Annotated in this window: 17 protein-coding genes; 12 read left to right on the forward strand and 5 right to left on the reverse strand. The window is 58.1% G+C overall.

Going from position 1 to position 19,438, the window contains the following annotated elements:
* The first annotated feature begins 68 nt into the window (after window positions 1-68).
* The 7 genes from dusB (at window position 69) to ACR3EH_RS17625 (ending at window position 9,118) form a co-directional block, all read left to right on the forward strand.
* Window positions 69-1,052 carry a tRNA dihydrouridine synthase DusB gene (dusB, locus tag ACR3EH_RS17595; protein ID WP_256368593.1) on the forward strand — a complete coding sequence of 328 codons (984 nt, stop codon included), beginning with the start codon at window positions 69-71 and terminating at the stop codon, window positions 1,050-1,052.
* Window positions 1,049-2,137 carry a two-component system sensor histidine kinase NtrB gene (locus ACR3EH_RS17600; protein WP_171648434.1) on the forward strand — a complete coding sequence of 363 codons (1,089 nt, stop codon included), beginning with the start codon at window positions 1,049-1,051 and terminating at the stop codon, window positions 2,135-2,137. Before dusB ends, ACR3EH_RS17600 begins: the two co-directional genes overlap by 4 nt.
* A complete protein-coding gene (locus ACR3EH_RS17605) occupies window positions 2,137-3,504 on the forward strand; it encodes a response regulator (RefSeq protein WP_171648432.1) in 1,368 nt (455 codons plus the stop codon). Before ACR3EH_RS17600 ends, ACR3EH_RS17605 begins: the two co-directional genes overlap by 1 nt.
* A gap of 123 nt (window positions 3,505-3,627) precedes the next feature.
* Window positions 3,628-5,892, forward strand: a complete 2,265-nt coding sequence (locus ACR3EH_RS17610) for a sensor histidine kinase NtrY-like (RefSeq protein WP_171183447.1) — start codon at window positions 3,628-3,630, stop codon at window positions 5,890-5,892.
* Window positions 5,889-7,298 (forward strand): nitrogen assimilation response regulator NtrX, encoded by a 1,410-nt coding sequence (gene ntrX / locus ACR3EH_RS17615; RefSeq protein WP_171676324.1) that lies wholly within the window; start codon window positions 5,889-5,891, stop codon window positions 7,296-7,298. The genes ACR3EH_RS17610 and ntrX overlap by 4 nt, the downstream gene beginning before the upstream one ends.
* Before the next feature lie 24 nt (window positions 7,299-7,322).
* On the forward strand, window positions 7,323-7,901 hold the full coding sequence (locus tag ACR3EH_RS17620) for a helix-turn-helix domain-containing protein (protein WP_171648430.1): 579 nt from the start codon (window positions 7,323-7,325) through the stop codon (window positions 7,899-7,901).
* Between the two features lie 53 nt (window positions 7,902-7,954).
* Entirely contained in the window at window positions 7,955-9,118 is a 1,164-nt protein-coding gene (locus ACR3EH_RS17625) for an MFS transporter (RefSeq protein WP_171183443.1), read from the forward strand.
* On the opposite strand, the gene ACR3EH_RS17630 is transcribed toward ACR3EH_RS17625, so the two are convergent.
* Window positions 9,110-9,592 carry a hypothetical protein gene (locus tag ACR3EH_RS17630; protein ID WP_171676321.1) on the reverse strand — a complete coding sequence of 161 codons (483 nt, stop codon included), beginning with the start codon at window positions 9,590-9,592 and terminating at the stop codon, window positions 9,110-9,112. The two genes, ACR3EH_RS17625 and ACR3EH_RS17630, sit on opposite strands and share 9 nt — an antisense overlap.
* 96 nt (window positions 9,593-9,688) lie before the next feature.
* Here ACR3EH_RS17630 and trkA point away from each other — a divergent pair, with 96 nt between their 5' ends.
* The 5 genes from trkA to ACR3EH_RS17655 all read left to right on the forward strand — a co-directional run bounded on the left by trkA (window position 9,689) and on the right by ACR3EH_RS17655 (window position 14,573).
* On the forward strand, window positions 9,689-11,065 hold the full coding sequence (trkA, locus tag ACR3EH_RS17635; protein ID WP_171183439.1) for a Trk system potassium transporter TrkA: 1,377 nt from the start codon (window positions 9,689-9,691) through the stop codon (window positions 11,063-11,065).
* Entirely contained in the window at window positions 11,065-12,603 is a 1,539-nt protein-coding gene (locus ACR3EH_RS17640; RefSeq protein ID WP_171183437.1) for a TrkH family potassium uptake protein, read from the forward strand. Before trkA ends, ACR3EH_RS17640 begins: the two co-directional genes overlap by 1 nt.
* 132 nt (window positions 12,604-12,735) lie before the next feature.
* On the forward strand, window positions 12,736-12,975 hold the full coding sequence (hfq, locus tag ACR3EH_RS17645; RefSeq protein ID WP_005982826.1) for an RNA chaperone Hfq: 240 nt from the start codon (window positions 12,736-12,738) through the stop codon (window positions 12,973-12,975).
* On the forward strand, window positions 12,975-14,246 hold the full coding sequence (hflX, locus tag ACR3EH_RS17650) for a GTPase HflX (RefSeq protein ID WP_171183435.1): 1,272 nt from the start codon (window positions 12,975-12,977) through the stop codon (window positions 14,244-14,246). Before hfq ends, hflX begins: the two co-directional genes overlap by 1 nt.
* Window positions 14,247-14,264: 18 nt before the next feature.
* Window positions 14,265-14,573: a putative quinol monooxygenase gene (locus ACR3EH_RS17655; RefSeq protein ID WP_171183432.1), complete on the forward strand. Its 309-nt coding sequence runs from the start codon at window positions 14,265-14,267 to the stop codon at window positions 14,571-14,573.
* 1 nt (window position 14,574) lies between these two features.
* Here the strand turns inward: ACR3EH_RS17655 and ACR3EH_RS17660 are convergent, their stop codons facing one another.
* From ACR3EH_RS17660 to hemB, 4 genes are all read right to left on the reverse strand, one after another.
* Window positions 14,575-14,970 (reverse strand): nuclear transport factor 2 family protein, encoded by a 396-nt coding sequence (locus ACR3EH_RS17660; protein ID WP_171183430.1) that lies wholly within the window; start codon window positions 14,968-14,970, stop codon window positions 14,575-14,577.
* A gap of 109 nt (window positions 14,971-15,079) precedes the next feature.
* On the reverse strand, window positions 15,080-17,542 hold the full coding sequence (locus tag ACR3EH_RS17665) for a penicillin acylase family protein (protein WP_171183428.1): 2,463 nt from the start codon (window positions 17,540-17,542) through the stop codon (window positions 15,080-15,082).
* Window positions 17,543-17,712: 170 nt separating this feature from the next.
* Entirely contained in the window at window positions 17,713-18,288 is a 576-nt protein-coding gene (locus tag ACR3EH_RS17670) for a lipid-binding SYLF domain-containing protein (protein WP_171183426.1), read from the reverse strand.
* Between the two features lie 144 nt (window positions 18,289-18,432).
* A complete protein-coding gene (gene hemB / locus ACR3EH_RS17675) occupies window positions 18,433-19,431 on the reverse strand; it encodes a porphobilinogen synthase (RefSeq protein ID WP_171183425.1) in 999 nt (332 codons plus the stop codon).
* Window positions 19,432-19,438: the final 7 nt, after the last annotated feature.

Here is a 19,438-nt window from a genome sequence, read left to right on the forward strand (position 1 = left end):
ACGCCGTTTTGTTGTTCATATGCGCGGAATTCGATATCAAATCAGCAACTGCCCAAGGATTAAGCACGTTGACCCTTCATCTCGGTGACAAGGAAGTAAACCCACCAGTATTGCTGGCCCCGATGGCCGGAATCACGGATCGCCCGTTTCGCGATCTGGTGATGCGGTTTGGTGCCGGTATGGTGGTAAGCGAAATGGTTGCCAGCCAGGAGATGGTGCAAGCCAAGCCTGGCGTGCGCGAACGTGCGGAACTGTCAGCGGATGTCGAAAACACTGCCGTGCAATTGGCCGGGCGCGAGGCGCATTGGATGGCTGAAGCCGCTCGTCAGGTCGCCGACAGGGGCGCACGGGTGATCGACATCAACATGGGCTGTCCCGCCAAGAAAGTGACCAATGGTTATTCTGGTTCGGCGCTTCTGAAAACGCCGGATCATGCGTTGACCCTGATCGAAGCCGTGGTCAGTGCCGTTGATGTGCCGGTGACCTTGAAAACCCGGCTGGGCTGGGACGACTCTCTGCTAAACGCACCAGACGTGGCGCGACGGGCGCAGGACGCCGGTATTCAGATGGTCACTATTCATGGGCGCACGCGATGTCAGTTTTACAAAGGCCATGCCGATTGGCGGGCGATCCGGGCCGTGAAGAAGGCCGTGTCGATTCCAGTCATCGCAAATGGCGATATCGTGGATACCGCGGCCGCGCAGACTGCGCTGGATCAGTCCGGTGCAGATGGGGTGATGGTTGGGCGCGGCGCGCAGGGCAAGCCCTGGCTCTTGGCGCAGGTATGCCATGACCTATTCGGGGCCGAGGCCCCTGAGATTCCGGTCGGCGCGGATCTGATAGACATGGTGCAGGCGCATTATCAGGCGATGCTGTCCTTCTATGGGGCGGATCTGGGCCTGCGCGTCGCCCGTAAGCATCTTGGCTGGTACATGGATGAAGCCGCCACACCAGCGCCTTTGCGGCGGGCCGTTCTGACCTCACGCGATCCAAACGAAGTGTTGCGCCTGCTGGCGGATGCATTGAGTGAGACGGGCGAGGTGGCGGCATGAACTCAAACGCCAGCATCTGGAACTCATTGCCCGTTCCGGCCTTCATCATTGATCCGGACGATCGCATTTCTGATGTGAATGCGGCAGGTGAGGGGTTTTTGAACGCGTCACGCAAGGCGGTGATTGGCCATCCCGTGTGGGATCAGATTGCCGTGGATGCACCGCTTGAAGAGGCTTTTGAACGTGCCCGGACCTATGGCACGCCTCTGTTTGTAAACGATGTTGACGCCGGATCGGGCAATCGTGCGCCGTTGCAATGCGCGTTGCAGATCGCGCCGTTGGTTGGGTATCCGGGATCGATGATCATGATCATTTCACCGCGCGAATTGTCGGGGCGGATGACACGGGGCAATACCGTAAAATCGGCGGCGCAATCAGCCATCGGCATGGCCGAGATGCTGGCGCATGAAATCAAGAACCCTTTGGCCGGGATCACGGGTGCCGCGCAGTTGCTAAGCATGAATATCTCGGCGCAAGATCTTGAACTTACAGATCTTATTGTGGCTGAAAGCCGCCGGATCGTTAAGTTGCTAGAGCAGGTTGAACAATTCGGTAACTTGCAGAAACCCGACTTCAAACCTGTCAATATCCACGATGTTTTGGATCGCGCCCGCCGGTCTGCATTGCTGGGGTTTGGCGCGGATATGACGATCATCGAAGACTACGACCCGTCCTTGCCGCTAGCGTTCGGAGATCCGGATCAATTGTTGCAGGTGGTGCTGAACCTGCTCAAGAACGCGTCCGAGGCTGCCGGGCCACAGGGCGGAACCATTCGGCTACGGACCTATTTCGAACACTCTTTCCGATTGCGCCGCAGCGATGGGTCAGGCCATTCGCTGCCTTTGCAGATCGAGATCATAGACGACGGCCCAGGTCTGCCCGAAGACATTCGCGGCGATATCTTTGATCCGTTTGTTTCAGGCAAAGAGAACGGCACCGGCCTCGGACTGGCGCTGGTGAGTAAGATCATATCGGACCACGACGGCTGGATTTCGGCCGATTCTGTGCCCGGGCGAACCGTATTCAAACTGTCGCTGCGCCGCGCACCGCGCGAAGACGCCGAGCACAAAAAGGAGACCACCTAATGGATGGCACAGTACTGGTTGCGGATGATGACCGCACGATCCGGACCGTTTTGACACAGGCCCTGACGCGTGCCGGGTGCAAGGTACATGCGACATCGTCTCTGACCACGTTGATGCGCTGGGTCGGCGAGGGCAAGGGCGACGTGGTGATCTCGGATGTGGTCATGCCTGATGGCAACGGTTTGGAAATGCTGCCAAAGATTGCCGAGGATCGCCCGGGTCTGCCAGTCATTGTGATCTCAGCGCAGAACACGATCATGACGGCAATTCAGGCCGCAGAGGCAGATGCCTATGATTACTTGCCTAAACCGTTCGATTTGCCGGACCTGATGAAGCGAACCGCGCGTGCGCTGGATCAGAAACAACGTGCGCAGCCTGAGCCTGCCGAAGCAGATAGCGAGCGCCCGGACGAGCTGCCTTTGGTTGGACGCACCCCAGTGATGCAGGCCCTCTACAGGCTGGTTGCTCGGGTCATGAATACCGATCTTTCGGTGATGATTTCTGGTGAAAGCGGCACTGGCAAGTCTTTGATTGCGCGCGCCATTCACGACTTTTCTGACCGTCGCACCTTGCCGTTTGTCACCGTTGCAGCGGCAGAGCTGCGGGATCTGGAAGGCCCCGCGCGTGTTTTGGCACGGGTACGCGGCGGCACGCTTCTGATTGATGAGATTGCCGACATCGATGATGAGGTTCAGGCCCGGATCGTGCGCATGATGGATACGCCTGGCGATCACGTTCCGCGTTTCATGGCCACCAGCCAGTCGGATCTGACCGAAGGCATGGAAACCGGACGCATTCGTCAGGATCTGTATTACCGATTGTGCGGCGCCACCATTCATGTGCCGTCTCTGCGCGAAAGAGTGGACGACATTCCGCTTTTAGCCGAGCATTTCTTGGCCCGCGAAGAACGTGAAAGTGGAGCAAAACGTTGGCTCAGCCCCGAAGCGGTGGAACTTGTTCGCCGCTATTCTTGGCCCGGTAACGTCAGGCAGTTGGAAAACGCGGTGCGCAGATTGGGTTTGACCAGCCGCGCGGATGAAATCTCGAAAGCCGAGGTGGAAATGGTTCTGGGCAGCCAGCCCGAGGCGGAACCGGTTCTCAGCGGCGGCGAGCGTGAAAAACTGTCAACCTCGGTCGAGCGACACCTGCGGCGGTATTTTGACCTGCACGGCAATATTCTGCCGCCGCCGGGCCTGTATCAGCGCATTTTGCGCGAGGTTGAGGCACCGCTGATCGAAATTGCACTGGACGCAACCGGCGGAAATCAGGCGAAATGTGCGGATTTGCTGGGAATCAACCGAAATACGTTGAGAAAAAAGATAACCGATCTCGATATTCAGGTGACACGCCGCCGCAAACTGATGTAATATCGCCACACAAACCGTGGCATCCCGGCATCTGTTGGGAAAAGATCACGATATATGGCGGTAAGCCGCAAACGCGGCACATCAGGATGAGGGCAGACGGTGGCAACCCGAGCACAGAGCGGGATGATCCCATCGATAAGTCGATGGCGTAAATCACGAAAACTGCGCAATTTCGGTACCTTTGGGCTGGTCCTTTTGGGGCCAATTCTTGCGCTGGCAACCTATCTGGTCATTGGTCCCTTTGATCTTGGTGCAACGGCACCAACCCTGCGGCTGATTCTGTTGGCAGACCTCGTCTATGTACTTGTCGTCGCGGCACTGGTGCTGAGTCAGGTCGGCAGCTTGATTGCGGCGCGCAGGGCCAAGTCGGCGGGTTCGCGCCTTCATTTGCGTTTGATCGGGGCTTTTACACTGCTGGCGCTGGTGCCGACCGTAACCGTGGCGATTTTTGCCGGGCTCACGGTGAATATCGGCCTTGAAGGCTGGTTCTCGGACCGGGTTCGGCAAGTGGTGGGATCGTCCCTGACAGCGGCAGAAGCTTATGAACAGGAACACCGCCGCGGTTTGGTTCAGGACGCCTCGGTGCTGGCGCGGTTCCTGGACAATGCGCGTTCGCTGGATTTCTACATCTCGGATGCTGAACTGCGCGAAGTGTTGGCGCAGGGGCAGGCTCAGATCCAACGCGGATTGCGGGAAGCTTATGTCATCGACGGCAGCGGCGAGATCAAATCGCGCGGCGATCGGTCATATCTGTTCAACTACGAAGCACCCACTGCGGAACAGATGGCCGAGGCCACTGACACAGGGCTGCTGATCATAGCTGACTGGCCTAACAATGAATTCCGGGCACTAGTTCCCCTGACAGCTTATCTGGACCGTTACCTTTATGTCAGCCGCGAAGTGGACGGTCAGTTGCTGACCCTGCTGGATGACACCAAGGAAACGGCGCAGTTCTATCAACAACTCGAAAGCGAACGGGGAAGGGTGCTGTTCGAGTTCGGCCTACTTTATCTGGGCTTTGCATTGATCCTGATCCTTGCTGCAATGTCTTTGGGTATGTGGTTCGCAGAACGTTTGTCGCGCCCGGTTGGTCGGCTGACGACAGCGGCACAACGGGTCGGGGCCGGGGACCTGAGCGTTCAGGTTATAGAAGAGGCCAGCGATGACGAGATCGCCATGCTGGGCCGGTATTTCAACCAGATGACCCGGCAACTGAAAGGGCAGCGGGACACGCTGCTGGAAAACACACAGCAAATCGAAAGCCGCCGTCGCCTGTTCGATTCGGTACTCAGCTCGGTCACATCGGGTGTTGTCGGCGTTGACCCTGAGGGCTGCGTGACATTTGTGAACCGCTCGGCCGAACGGTTGCTGGACTGGTCGCGGGGAGAAGAGCACCTGGCCATTGGCATCGCGGTGCCAGAGTTTCTCCCTCTGTTCGAAAGCCTGAAAGACAGCGGGCAGGAGGCTGTCCAAGGTGAGGTCAAAGTCACCCGCAAGGGTCGGTTGGAAAACCTTCTGGTACGCATGGCCATCCGGCGCGGTGAAGACGGGGGGCTGGAAGGCTATGTGGTTGCCTTTGATGACGTGACCGATCTGGTCAGTGCGCAGCGGATGGCAGCCTGGGGCGACGTTGCCCGCCGCATCGCCCATGAGATCAAGAACCCTTTGACCCCAATTCAGCTGAGCGCGGAGCGCATCAAACGCAAGTTCGCGCGCAAGCTGGACGAAGAGGATTGCGAAAGCCTCGAGTCGATGACGGGTGTCATTGTGCGCCAGACCAACGACCTGCGTCGCATCGTGGACGAGTTTTCGAAATTCGCGCGGATGCCCGAGCCTGAGCGCCGCGAAGAAAATGTGGTCGAACTCGTGCGTGAAGCGGTTGTATTGCAACAGGCAGGGCAACCGGATGTGCAGATCGACGCGGATTTACCGCAGCACCCCATCATGGCTGATTTGGATGCGACGATGTTGCATCAGGCTCTGACGAACTTGATTAAAAACGCCGGAGAAGCGATTGGTACCCTTAAAGAAAAAGGGGCGCCGGATAATCTCAAGCCACAGATAAAAGTGGCAGTGTCCAGTGATGATGCAGGTACGGTCATCACCATTGCAGATAACGGGATCGGTCTGCCCGAGGATCGGGCGCGACTGTTTGAACCCTATGTGACCACACGCGACGAAGGGACGGGGCTGGGCCTGCCCATCGTCAAGAAGATCATCGAAGAACATGGCGGAGCGCTGACGCTTGAGGACGCGCCCGTCTTTGACGGACAGGACCATTTTGGCGCGATGGCCGTAATCCGTTTGCCGGGGGCCAATATGTCCTCGACCGTTGCGCCACAGAAGCAGGCAATTAGAACCAACAAACTGAAAGCAGGCCAAAGATGAGTGACATTCTGATCGTAGATGACGAGCGCGATATTCGCGAGCTGGTGTCCGACATTCTGGAGGACGAAGGCTATTCAACCCGGCTGGCGGCCAACTCGGACGAGTGTATGGCGTCCATCAATTCCGAACCGCCGGGGCTGTTGATCCTTGATATATGGCTGAAGGACAGCCGCATGGACGGGATCGACATTCTTAAGGCGGTGAAACGCGATAACCCGGATGTGCCGGTGGTGATCATTTCCGGGCACGGCAACATCGAAATCGCTGTAGCTGCTATCAAGCAGGGCGCGTATGACTTTATCGAAAAGCCCTTTAACATTGACCAGTTGATGGTGGTGATCCGCCGCGCGATGGAGACCTCTCGCCTGCGTCGCGAGAACGCGTCGCTCAAGCGCAAAGAGGTCAACAACTCGGACATGATCGGCAAATCCGCGTCGTTCCGGGCCATGCAGGGTCAGCTGGACAAAGTGACCAAATCAAATGGTCGCGTGATGCTGAGCGGTCCTGCCGGGTCGGGCAAGGAAATCGCAGCGCGCTATATCCACACCCATTCCAACCGCGCCAACGCGCCCTTTGTGACCGTGAACTGTGCGGGGATCGAGCCAGAGCGCGTGGAAGAGGTTTTGTTTGGCCGCGAATCCGCTGAGCGCGGGGTCGAGCCCGGTTTGCTGGAAGAAGCCCACGGTGGTGTGGTTTACTTTGACGAAGTGGCGGATATGCCATTGGGCACGCAATCCAAGATCCTGCGGGTGTTGGTGGACCAGCAGTTTCAGCGTGTGGGCGGCTCCGACAAAGTGCGTGTGGATCTGCGGGTTATCTCGTCCACCAACAAGGATCTGGACGAAGAAATCGCAGCCGAGCGTTTCCGCGAAGAGCTGTACCACCGCCTGAACGTTGTGCCGGTTGCGGTTCCTTCGCTGGAAGATCGCCGCGAGGATATTCCGGTTCTGGCCCAGCACTTCATCGAAATGTGTAATGAAACCCAAGGTTTGCCGATCCGGGAACTGTCGGAAGAGGCTGTTGCCCTGTTGCAGACGATGACCTGGCCGGGGAATGTGCGTCAGCTTAAGAACCTGATCGAACGGGTTTTGATCCTGGGCGACGGAACCGGCCCGATCGAAGCGCGCGAGCTGCCAAGCGAAGAGGAAAAGACCGAAGATTCGGGCCGCGTCGTTCTGTCGGGTGCGCTGGCGACCTTGCCGCTGCGTGAGGCGCGCGAAGCGTTCGAGCGAGAGTACCTGCTGACACAGATCAATCGCTTTGGTGGCAATATCAGCCGCACGGCCAGCTTTGTCGGGATGGAGCGCAGCGCTTTGCATCGTAAACTGAAATCGCTGGGTGTCGTGACGTCGAACAAGTCCGGTGCACGTGTTGCGCAAATCGATGAGCCGGAACCGGCGGAGTAATCCGCCGGGACGGCTGGGCTGGCCATGAGTGTTTTGAGAGCAGTGAATCGGCTTGAAACCCGCGGCTATCCGGGGTTCGGAAAGCGCCTGAAACGGCTGCGCCGGTCGGTTGGGTTCAAGCAAGCTCATCTGGCTGAATTGTTGCAAGTGGATCAGGCAACCGTTTCGCGGTGGGAACGAGGCGGTCAGACACCGCCGCCCGAGACCCAACAGGCCGTCTTTGCGGCCCTTGGACCGGTCCGCGCTGATGACAGCGCATTGCGGCGGTTGGTCACGAGCTCGTCAGATTGTGTGCATTTGGTCGAAGAGGCGAGCCACAGGTGTCTTGCCTATTCGGCCAGCAGGGCGCGCGATTGGAAAACCAGCCAAAGCGCGCTGTTGGGAGTATCTCTGTGGCAGTTTGCAACGGATGAAATACAGGCGGCCGAGGCTGAACTCGACGCCGACGGATGGTGGGACATGCATACGCCCGCACCAAAGGCGTTCCTAACGTCCGAAGCTGTCCATGACCGCATTCGCATCAGCGCGGGCGAAATCATCTGGGAACGTCTGTATCTGTCTGACGGCACGCCTGTTCGTCTGGTCAGCGGATCCAGACACTGAGGCTGCATAATTTATGCGTTCCTTGATCCTGTTGCGCGCAGTAGAAGCGGCTTATGATACAGATATTTCAGGTTCTTCTTCTCTGGCTTGCTGGTCTGGGCGCGGCGACGCAATTTGCAAAAATTGCAGTTCCGTTTCCCGAGCTTGTCTTACTGTATCCTGATCACACCGAAACCATGGGATGGTTGCTGTCGATCATCAGCCTGATCGGAGCCTTGCTTGGGGCCTTGTCCGGGGCCATCGTGGGGCGGGTTGGGCCCTTGAAACTTTTGATCTTCGGCTTGTGCCTCGGTGGCGCGATTTCGGTGTTTCAGGCGACATGGCCCGGGTTTTACATCATGCTGGCCAGTCGCTTTGTCGAGGGGCTTTCACATCTGGCCATTGTCGTCGCTGCGCCCACACTGATCGCACAAATCACAACCGGCAAGGCGCGCAACATTGCGATGGTCCTTTGGAGCACATTCTTTGGCGTCGCTTTTGCGCTGAATGCGTGGATCGGATTGCCGCTGATCGCCGCTTTTGGTCTGACCACGTTCTTCCTGCTGCATGGTTTCTTGATGCTTGGAGTAGCTGGCGTGATCCTGATCTGCCGGATGCGCGTGCAATTTGCCTCTGACACCAAACCCTGGCAGTGGACAGAAGTGCTGAACGTTCATCTTCGCACCTATCGCTCTCCGTTCGTGTCAGCCCCGGCAGTGGGGTGGTTCTTTTATACGCTGACCTTTGTGTCTTTGCTGGCCATCCTGCCGGGTCGTTTGTCGGAAGAAATCAGCGCGCACGTCGCCGGGTTGATGCCGCTGGCTGGAATTGTCCTGAGTTGGATAGCAGTTCCCGTCCTATTGAATGTGATGCCCTGCGTCGCGGTGATCAATCTGGGGTTCGGGCTGGGCATTTTTTCCATTGCCGGGGCCTTCCTTGGTCTGCCGCTGGAGATAGTATGCGTTCTGCTGTTTGCCGTGTTGGGCCTTGTGCAAGGGGGCAGCTTTGCCGCCGTTCCAATCCTGAACCAAAAGGCCGAGGCGCAGGCGCTCAGCTATGGGGCCATGGCGCAGATGGGAAATGCGGGTAACTTGCTGGGCACACCGGTTCTGCTGGCGATTTTGTGGCGCGTGGATGAGGCCGGGATGCTGCTGAGTGTGATCGGAATTTATGCAATCGCGATCCTTGCGCATATCGCGCTGGCCCGCCAGCGCGCGGCACAAACGCGGTCAGCCTGACTGACCAGGTGAAATGATCTGAAAAGACCCGTCATCGAATTTGACAAAACACGATTGCGTCGTAAGCGGCGGCAATGTTGTTGTGCGCGTTGCAGGTACGCTTGATTTTACGTTTTGCTTGCAGGCTGGCAGGCTGACGGGGCGGAACCCTTTTTGCGCCATGCACTGCGCCTCGACCGTGTTGCGCAGGCCCTGGTTCACATCCACCGTGTAAACCCGGCCCGGCTGCCACCATCCCGGGGACTGGTAACACCGTCCCCGACCGTCGCAATAGGTGCGCCCGGGCCAGTATGTTGGCGGGCTTTGACGGATTTGATTGGCAACCGGCACTTCTTGTACCGCCTTAAGCTGACACTGTGTCGTCTCTTGCTGAAGGCGGGAAACGGTTGCCCCTTCGCGGTAATAGAGCGACAGCGGCCCGCCGCATGAGGACAGCACCATTAGGGTTGGAAGCATAGGAAACAGCGTTTTCATATGCTTATCTTGCCGCAGCTGCGCTGGGATGACAATTCAATTGACCGCTTTAGGGGCATCTGTCATTCAATCCTTTCAGGCAGAAGGGCCAGAAACATGAAGGTCATCATATGCGGTGCGGGTCAGGTTGGCTGGCAGATAGCGCGGCACCTTTCGGGCGAACTGAACGACGTAACGGTCGTGGACAACAATCCTGACCTCGTGCGCCGGGCGACGGAAACGCTGGATGTACAGGGCATTGCCGGGTTTGCTAGCTATCCTGACGTGCTGGAGCGGGCAGGGGCCCGTGACGCCGACATGATTATCGCCGCGACCCATTCTGACGAAGTGAACATGGTCACGTGTCAGATGGCGCATTCGGTGTTCTCGATCCAGCGCAAGATCGCGCGCCTTCGGTCGAAATCTTATCTGGAAGCCATTCATTCGGATCTTTATCGCCGCGATCACCTGCCCATCGATGTGGTGATCAGCCCAGAACGCGAAGTTGCAGCTGCCGCCATGCGCCGCCTGTCGGCCCCATCGGCCTTTGACACCGAGATTTTCATGGATGGCAAGGCGCAGCTTCTGGGCATCAGGGTGGAAGAGGACTGCCCGATCGTGAATACGCCGCTGCGGCAACTGACTGATTTGTTTTCCACACTCAGTTCGATTGTCGTAGGGGTCCGACGTGATGGCACGTTGTTTGCGCCTGAGTCCGAAGACCAGCTGTTCGTCGGTGATGAATGCTACGTCTTTACCAATGTAAACGACGTGAACCGCACGATGGAGGTGTTCGGCAAGGCCCAGAAGCGTCAGGATCGCGTTGTGATCGTGGGGGGCGGCAATGTCGGATTGGAAGTCGCCAGCACCTTGGAAGAGCGTGAGAGCCGGGTGCGCGCCAAGATTATCGAACGGGATCGGAAATGCGCCGAAATCGCGGCCGAAGCGCTGGAGCGGACGATTGTTCTGCATGGGGACGGCTTGGATTCCGGTCTGCTGAGCGAGGCCGGCATAGACCGCGCTGATGCGATGCTGGCTGTCACGGATGACGACCGCACAAACATGCTGGCCGCCGTGCGTGCCAAGGCCGAAGGCTGTGCGCTTGCGATTGCGCTGATCAACGATCCCAGCATGGTTGCCCTTATGGGGCCACTGGGCATTGACGCCTATATCAACCCGCGCGCCACCACCGTCAGCTCGATCCTGCGACATATCCGGCATGGGCGCGTGCGGCAGGTCTATTCCATTGGCGATGCCGAGGCCGAAGTGATCGAAGCAGAGGTTCTGTCAACCTCTCCGATGGCGGGGCAGAAACTGCGCGATATCGATTTCCCCGAAGGTGTGCTTGTGGGTGCCGTGCGCAAAGGGGATGAGGTTCTGCGTCCGACGGGCAGTCTGCGGATCGATGAAAAGGATGTGGTCGCCATCTTTGCCATGGCCAAGGACGTGCCCGAGGTCGAACGTCTGATGCAGGTTTCAATCGATTTCTTCTGATGGCGCGCGCTGGGACACAACAGGTTGGGCTTTTGCGGCGATTGCCGCTTTTCCTGCTGATCTGGGCCATCGTGTCTCTGGCCATGTGGATTCCGGCTCTTTATGCGCTGGTACTGGATGATCACGAGACCTCGCGGTCATTTCTGTACTCGGGCATTCTGGGCCTGTTCCTGGTCTCCATCATCGCAATGGCGTCGTCGAATCGAATCCCGCGACGAGGCACTTTGGGGCAACTGGCGGTGATGTTGGGATGTTTCACCATCCTTCCTATCTTTCTTGCGATCCCGTTTCATGATGCGCTTGGCACGACCACGTTTCTAAACGCTTACTTCGATATGGTCAGCGCACTGACGACCACCGGGGCCGACCTGTTTCCTGACCACAACCGTCTAAGCGCGCCGCTGCACCTTTGGCGTGCGCTGGTCGGTTGGATGGGGGGCTTGCTGATGTGGATCGCGGCTGCCGCGATTCTGGCCCCGCTGTCCCTTGGTGGGTTCGAGGTGACTGCAAAAGGGCAACCCGGACGCCCGGTATCGGGTGTCGCACAAAGCGAGCGCGTGGATCCCCGCGGCCGTTTGCTGCGAGTGGCGCGTGTGCTGACGCCGGTATATGCCGGGCTGACTGTAGTAATCTGGGTGCTTCTGCTGATCGCGGGTGAGGCAGGGTTAACGGCTGTCTGTCACGCGATGTCGGTGATGGCGACTTCGGGTATCTCTCCGGTTGGCGGCATGGAAGGCGCACAGGCCGGATTTACAGGTGAAGCAATACTTTTCCTTTTCCTGTTCTTTGCCCTTTCGCGCCTGACCTTTTCGACGGATACCGCCACCACCGGATATTCACGTTTGGACAGAGACCCCGAGTTTCGCATCGGTTTGATGATCGTTCTTGCTGTCGCGTTGTTGCTGTTCTTCCGCGTGGTGGCTGGCGTGACCGAAATCGGCGGGCAGATTGCTCCGCTTCAGGCGTTGCAGGTGATCTGGGGCATGCTGTTCACTGTGCTGGCCTTCCTGACCACGGCTGGATTTGAAAGTGCGAACTGGAACGATGCCCAGCAATTATCGGGTCTGGGTACGCCGGGGTTATTGCTGATGGGATTGGCGCTGATCGGCGGCGGCGTCGCCACCACGGCCGGGGGCGTCAAGCTTTTGCGGGTCTTTGCGTTGTACCTCAACGGCGCGCGAGAGATCGACCGCTTGATTTACCCTTCGTCCGTCAGCGGTGTCGGCGGCGGCAATCGGCGCATTCAAAGCGACGGGGCCTTTATCGCCTGGATCTTTTTGATGCTTTTCGCGCTGACGCTGGCGGTGTTTAACCTTTTGCTGGCGGCGATGGGGTCCGGCTTTGAACAGGCAATGGTGCTGAGTGTTGCCACTTTGACGACAACGGGTCCGCTGATCGAACTGGCGACGGATGTCCCAATTCGGCTAATTGATCTGTCTTCCGGGGCGAAACTGACGCTGTGTGCGGCGATGGTGATCGGTCGGCTTGAGACGCTTGCGATCATCGCCCTGATCACACCGTCGCTGTGGCGCGATTGAGCCGAACACGCCCCGCGGACGTTACCGCCTTATTTTTCATCTGGAATATCTCCTCGCGGCACTCCATACTCGCCGGGAGGGAGCGCGTTGGTCCGCAGCGCGTAGCAAGAACAATGGCGAGATTATAAAAATATGGCTTCGGACAGACAGAATCTTCAGGATGCCTTCCTGAACAATGTACGGAAAGCTAAGGTTCCGGTAACGATCTTCCTGATCAATGGCGTGAAGTTGCAAGGTGTGATCACCTGGTTCGACAATTTCTGCGTATTGTTGCGCCGCGACGGACAGTCGCAGCTGGTCTACAAGCACGCGATTTCAACCATCATGCCGTCACAGCCGATCAACCTGTATGAGGGCGAAGACGCCTCTTGATGGAACATGACCGGAGGCGCACCCGAGCCTGGGTGCTGCATCCCGAAATCAAATCAGATGAACAGCGCCGTGTCCCTGAACCGGCGCTGGCCGAAGCGGTTTCGCTGGCTGCCGCGTTGCCTGATCTGGAAGTGGTCGGGTCTGAAATCGTGCGCCTTCCTCGTGCGCAGGCCGGGTATCTCTTCGGCCGCGGCAAGATCGACGAGCTGCATGACCGCTTTCATGACCACAAAGTTGATCTGGTCCTGATCGACGGTCCGGTTACACCGGTGCAGCAGCGCAATTTGGAAAAGGCGCTGGAGGTCAAAATTCTCGACCGGACCGGGCTGATCCTTGAAATTTTCAGTGATCGCGCCCGCACCCGTGAAGGGGTTTTGCAGGTCGAGATGGCGGCTCTCAGCTATCAACGCACGCGATTGGTCCGGGCCTGGACCCACCTTGAACGGCAACGGGGTGGGCTGGGATTCGTTGGCGGACCGGGTGAAACCCAGATCGAAGCCGACCGCCGCGCAATTGACGAGCAATTGGTCAGGCTGCGGCGTCAGTTGCAGAAGGTGGTCAAGACCCGCACGCTGCACAGGGCCGCACGTGCCAAGGTGCCATATCCCATCGTTGCTCTGGTGGGGTACACCAACGCGGGCAAGTCAACGTTGTTCAACCGTCTGACCGGGGCCGAAGTCATGGCCAAGGACATGCTGTTTGCCACGCTGGATCCGACCATGCGGCGCGTTCAGCTTCCTGATGGCCCCGAGGTAATCCTGTCGGATACAGTGGGCTTTATCTCAAACCTGCCAACCGAGCTTGTGGCGGCCTTCCGCGCAACCCTCGAGGAAGTTCTGGGCGCGGACCTGATTGTTCATGTGCGTGACATCAGCCACGAGGAAACGGATGCGCAGGCGCAGGATGTTGAGTCCATCCTGACCTCTTTAGGTGTCGATGAAGAACGTCCACAGCTTGAAGTTTGGAACAAGATCGACCTGCTCAACCCCGAGGACAAGGACGCCGCATTGGCGCGGGCCGAGCGGGACCCGACTATCTTCTCAATCTCGGCTGTTACCGGCGAAGGCGTTGACCCGCTGTTGGCCGAGATCGCCACACTGCTTCAGGGGGCGCGGCACGAGGTAGTTTTGAAACTCTCTTTCGCCGAGGGGAACAAGCGGGCGTGGTTATTTCGTCAGGACGTTGTCCAGAGCGAGGATCAAACCGAGGACGGGTTCCGTCTGACCGTTTTGTGGACGGACAAACAGGCCGCGCAGTTTGCGTTGCTTTGAACAAGACAAGGGGCGGGCATGTCGGATGTATCGGATCAAAGGGTTTTCCTGAAAGGCCATATCGACGTGCCACCCGACCGGCTTGAAGCTGTGCGGGCAGCATTACCGCTCCACATCTCTCTCACACGGGCGGAAGAGGGCTGTATATCTTTCGAAGTTGTGGAAGATCAGGCAACGCCCGGGCGGTTCATGGTGTCAGAAGTGTTTGCAACGCAAGCGGCTTTTGACGCACATCAGGCACGGGCTAAGGCGTCAGACTGGTTTCAGGTCACGCAGGGAATACCCCGAAACTACACGATAGAAACGGCTGAGGATCGCGCGCGTTAAGCTATTTACCGTCAATCTGCCGTTGATAGTCATCTGCGTCGAACCAGCCCAGCGAAGACTTTACAAGATAGTCTGACGTCAATTCCCACTCTTCCCAACCGCGCGCCACAACGAGATTGCCAGTTTCAGCGTGGTGTCCTTCTAGGGTCCAAACAAAAATAGCGTGAGATCCAGCCCACCGCATCATATCGCAACGGACCTCTAAGTCCGGGAAGTCGGCGTAGAAGCCACGAGCCATATCGGCAATCGCAGCGCGCCCCTCTATGGGGTCGCCTCGGTTGATTGTGATTTGTCCATCAGGTGCAAAGAAGCCGGCAACTGCATCGGGGTCACCAGAACTCCATGCAATCGCGTAGTCCCGCGCAAGATTATTCAGGACATCCCGAATACTGGCCATATTCGCCCCCTTTTGGTCCCACATAATCGGTGGAATGATCATAGGCGAAAAAGGTTCAAGGTGCCACGACGCCCCGGAAATCGGGGCGAGGAGTTGCCGACTAGGCGGATTATCGCGGGATCAGATTGGTCACACCAACCGCAGCAGCACGCGCCAGATCAAGGTCCAACGACATGGGAATATACTCGCCACGCCGCCATAGCTGTGCCTGATCGTCGTAGTAGCGTGACAGGAAGTGCCCCGATTGACCGGTCGCGGTGATAAAGACCGAGCTGTTGGGATCAGCAAAGTCGTACACCCCACGATACCCGGCCCCGTGTACGTTCTGAAACGGATCCGGGCCTTCGCCCGAGGTGCGCCCGCGCAGCAACGTGTTGTCGCCACCGCTGGTCGATTGGCGGATGTTCACGAAATAGCGCAGGACAGGCACGTCGCCCAGAACCGGGTGATCATGCGTGGCCTGATGCGCATCGCCCCAGCGCAGGGATTCCAACGCGCTGCCATAGCGCTCAGAAATCCAGATCAGGGCGTCGTCCAGCGCCAGTCGGGCCATTTCGGTACACGTCTCAACCGGGGCGCTTTGTCGTACATCGCACCACACGCTTGCTCCGTCGATGTCGCGATAAACGCGCTCGATAAACAACGGTTCCACGTGTTTGTATTCGCTGGCCAGTGGCCCAAGCTCATCGGCGATAAGGCGGATCTGAAGAGCGCGCAACCATGCCGCATAGATCAACGGCTCGGGCAGGTGTTCGTTCATCTCACCGTTCCAATCCGCCAACAGCGACAAGGCGATCTGGCGTTGACGTTCCGGCGTGCCCTCGGGCGCAGACGCACCGGTGAACCACAAATCCGCACCGATTAGTGGCAACAGGGACCGTGCCGTAAAACTAACGGTATCAAGCTGCGCTTCGATAAAGCTGTCGCGGGTATGCACTTCGCGCGATTGCATCAGTCGATCCCAACGGTGCACGCGCTGTGTGTCGCCCCATTCGTAAGAGACATGGTTAGGAAAAGGACGGTCGATAATCTTGTTGTTCGTATTGCCCAGAATACCGCCAACCGGGGCGACAAATTCGGGATTGTCTGTATAGGGCAACCGACCCTGCCAGCGGTTTGTTTCAATCCAGCCGGGGCTTGGAATGCGCCCACGGCTTTGGTTTTGCAAATCGCGCTGCGGCATGGCACCGATCAACTTCATTCCGATGGTAGTCCGGTCAACCAGTGACAGGTTCTGTGACGGGGCAATGTATTGCTCGCCCGCCTGAATGGCCTGTTGCACATTGTCGGAATTCATCAGGGCCATGGATGCGGTCATTGACGTGTCACGGGGGCTCAGCGCTGTCCAGGATAGCGACGTCACATGGCCGGGCGGAGTGATTGTCTCAAGCTTGTAATCCGTGCCGGGCAGCACCGGGCCGTTGTCTGTCCAACGCAGCGTTAGTGTGACTGGCGCCTCGTCCTTGATGGCGATGATCGATGGGCGGGTCAGAAATTCCTTGTAGCCGTCCGGGGTCAGGTATTCCTCTGGGTTGTCCGGGTTCAATTGTTCTATGTGCAGGTCCTGATCATCCAGGTAAGACGAGGTCAGCCCCCATCCCAACCTGTCACTGCGTCCGGTCATAATGGCAGGAACACCGGGTATCGAGGCTCCGATCACACCGCCTTTTTCAAGATCAAGATGCGCCAGGTACCACACACCGGGTGCTGTGAAACCCAGATGCGGGTCGTTTGCCAGCAAAGTGCCTCCACTTGCCGACCGAGATGGGGCGGCGGTCCAGGCGTTCGATGCTCCGGCCAGACCGCGTTTTGGAAGCGGTGATAGAGGTGTCTCGGGTGCTTCCGTTCCGGCGGCATAGCGTGGAAGATTGGGGAAAAGGGATGCGTATTCCGGCAAAGCCGCGATACCGGGGCCTGGGACATCCGGCAGAATATCGGCAAGACGTTCTGGGTTGTTCAGCATCAAAGACGTGCGGGCGCGCAGAACTTCGTCAGTCAAATGCCCAGACAATTGCAGCGCCATCAACTTTATGATCGCAAGGCTATCGCCCGGTTGCCACGGTGATACCGGGGCGTTGAACAGGAACATTTCCGGTGCACCGCGACCCAGCGCCTGTTCATTGATTTCAGTCAACCTTGCATTGACCCCGGCCGCATACGCCCGCAATGCGGCTTTGGTGTAGTCGTCCTGCACCTCGACCGAACGATGAGCGAGGCCATAGAGATCCAGCCGCCGCAGCAATTTGTCGATGCGAAGAGTGCGTGTGCCAAAAACTTCGGACAAACGGCCTTGTGCAGTCCGGCGCATCACGGTCATTTGCCAAAGCCTGTCCTGTGCATGGGTGTACCCTAGGCCAAAGAACACATCGGGATCGGTCTGGCCTAAAATATGCGGCACGTTGGCGGTGTCGCGTACGATCTCGACAGGGGCGGTCAGACCATCAACTTCAAGGGTCTGGTCGTAATCCGGCAGGGATTGGCTGGCCAGGAAATAGACAAGGCCAATCGCGGCGAGGATCAGAATAATCAGACCCGACGCGATGCGCACCAGCCAGCGGAAAACAAGACCCATTACTGCCCCATATTATCATTCGAATTCAGATTGCGCCGAGACTAGAGGATGGCGGGTCTGACCGAAAGAGGAACGCCGCAAGAACCTGCGCGGAAAGGTTTGTAAACACTTGCCCCGCCGCAGTGTTGTGCTGCGACGGGGACCATGTGTGGGGGAAGTGGTAATCCGGATTATGGAATGATGCGCGTGTATTTCGTGCCTTCGATGGTCGCGCCAAATTTCAGACCGGCCTGACCAAAGACCGCCGCCAGCACCGGCGAACGCAATGTTGTTGTGTCCGCAGACAAGGAATTCCCAGTTGCGTCAACCACATATCCAATGTCGGCTCCGGCTGTCCATCCGCTGGAACGGCGGAAATCATTCAACGCATCTTCGGTCATGAAGAACAGAACATGCGCATATTGCTGCGCCCCAAATTGCAGGCCGGCGGTCCCGGAAATTGCGGAATAGTAATCGACTGTCGCCCCGTTGATGCGCAGCGCGCCTTGGCCGTAGGCACCCCCAAAAATGATCAATCCGGCGTCGGTGATCAGGGGCATAACCAACATCCCGTTGGCCTTGTTCACGATCTCAACCGTGTTGGGATACTTCGCGTACATCTCCGTCAGCGTGGCGTCGACGCGAGCGTCGATAGTAGCGGCGTTCGAATTGCCGACGCCGTTGCCGCAGGCGGTGGTCAAGGTCAGACCAGCCATGCCAAAGGCAAAGCCGCGACGGCTCAGTCGGGGGGAAGGGGAACTGCTCATGGTTTTTATATCTCTGTAACTGTGCCTGATGTGTCGGGTGATCCCGATCTTGCTGGCAAGGATACGCCGATTAGGGCGATGTGTCACGGGAAAGCTGCCGGAAGCAGCCTGTTTGTCGGCGAAAAATTGCGACTCTTTGGGGTTTTAGCCCTGAAGGATGCGTGCGACCTGCGGCGAGAAATAGGTCAGAATGCCGTCACATCCCGCGCGCTTGAAAGCCAACAGACTTTCCAACATCACCTTGTCGCCGTCGATCCAGCCATTCTGCGCAGCCGCCTGGATCATCGCATATTCGCCCGAGACCTGATAGGCGTAAGTCGGCGCGCCAAAGCTGTCTTTTACCCGGCGGCAAATGTCCAGGTAGGGCATGCCCGGCTTGATCATCACCATATCCGCTCCCTCAGACAGGTCACGCTCGATCAGGCGCAGCGCTTCGTCCGAGTTGGCCGGGTCCATCTGATAGGTTTTCTTGTCACCGGTCAGCGCGCCAGAGGCCCCAACGGCATCACGGAAGGGGCCGTAGAATGCGCTCGCGTATTTCGCGGCATAGCTGAGGATCATGACGTTGTGGTGGCCAGCGCCCTCTAACGCGCGGCGCATTTCGCCAATCCGACCGTCCATCATGTCTGATGGGCCGATAATATCCGCTCCGGCCTCGGCCTGGGCAAGGGTCATTTTGACCAGTGCCTCGACGGTCTGATCATTCACGATCTCACCATCAACGACGTAACCGTCATGTCCGTTGATATTGTAGGGGTCCAGCGCCACGTCGGTCATCACGGCAATATCCGGTGCGGCAGATTTGATCGCCCGGACAGCGCGATTCGAAAGATTGTCTGGGTTCCATGCCTCGGCACAATCTTCGGTCTTCAGCGACGAATCCGTGTATGGAAAGATGCAAATCGCAGGAATTCCAAGCGCTTGTGCTTCGGTTGCGGCTTTGGCAATCAAATCAACCGACCGCCGCACGACACCCGGCATCGAAGGCACAGGTTCTTCGATCCCTTCGCCATCGCGCACGAAAACCGGCCAAATCAGGTCTTGTGTGGTCAGCGTATTTTCACGCACCAGCCCCCGAATTGCCTCGGACTGACGGGCCCGCCGAAAGCGGGTCAGGGGGTAGGGGGCAATGGTTGGTTTCATGGCGCGT

Source organism: Ruegeria sp. BG7, assembly GCF_056535685.1.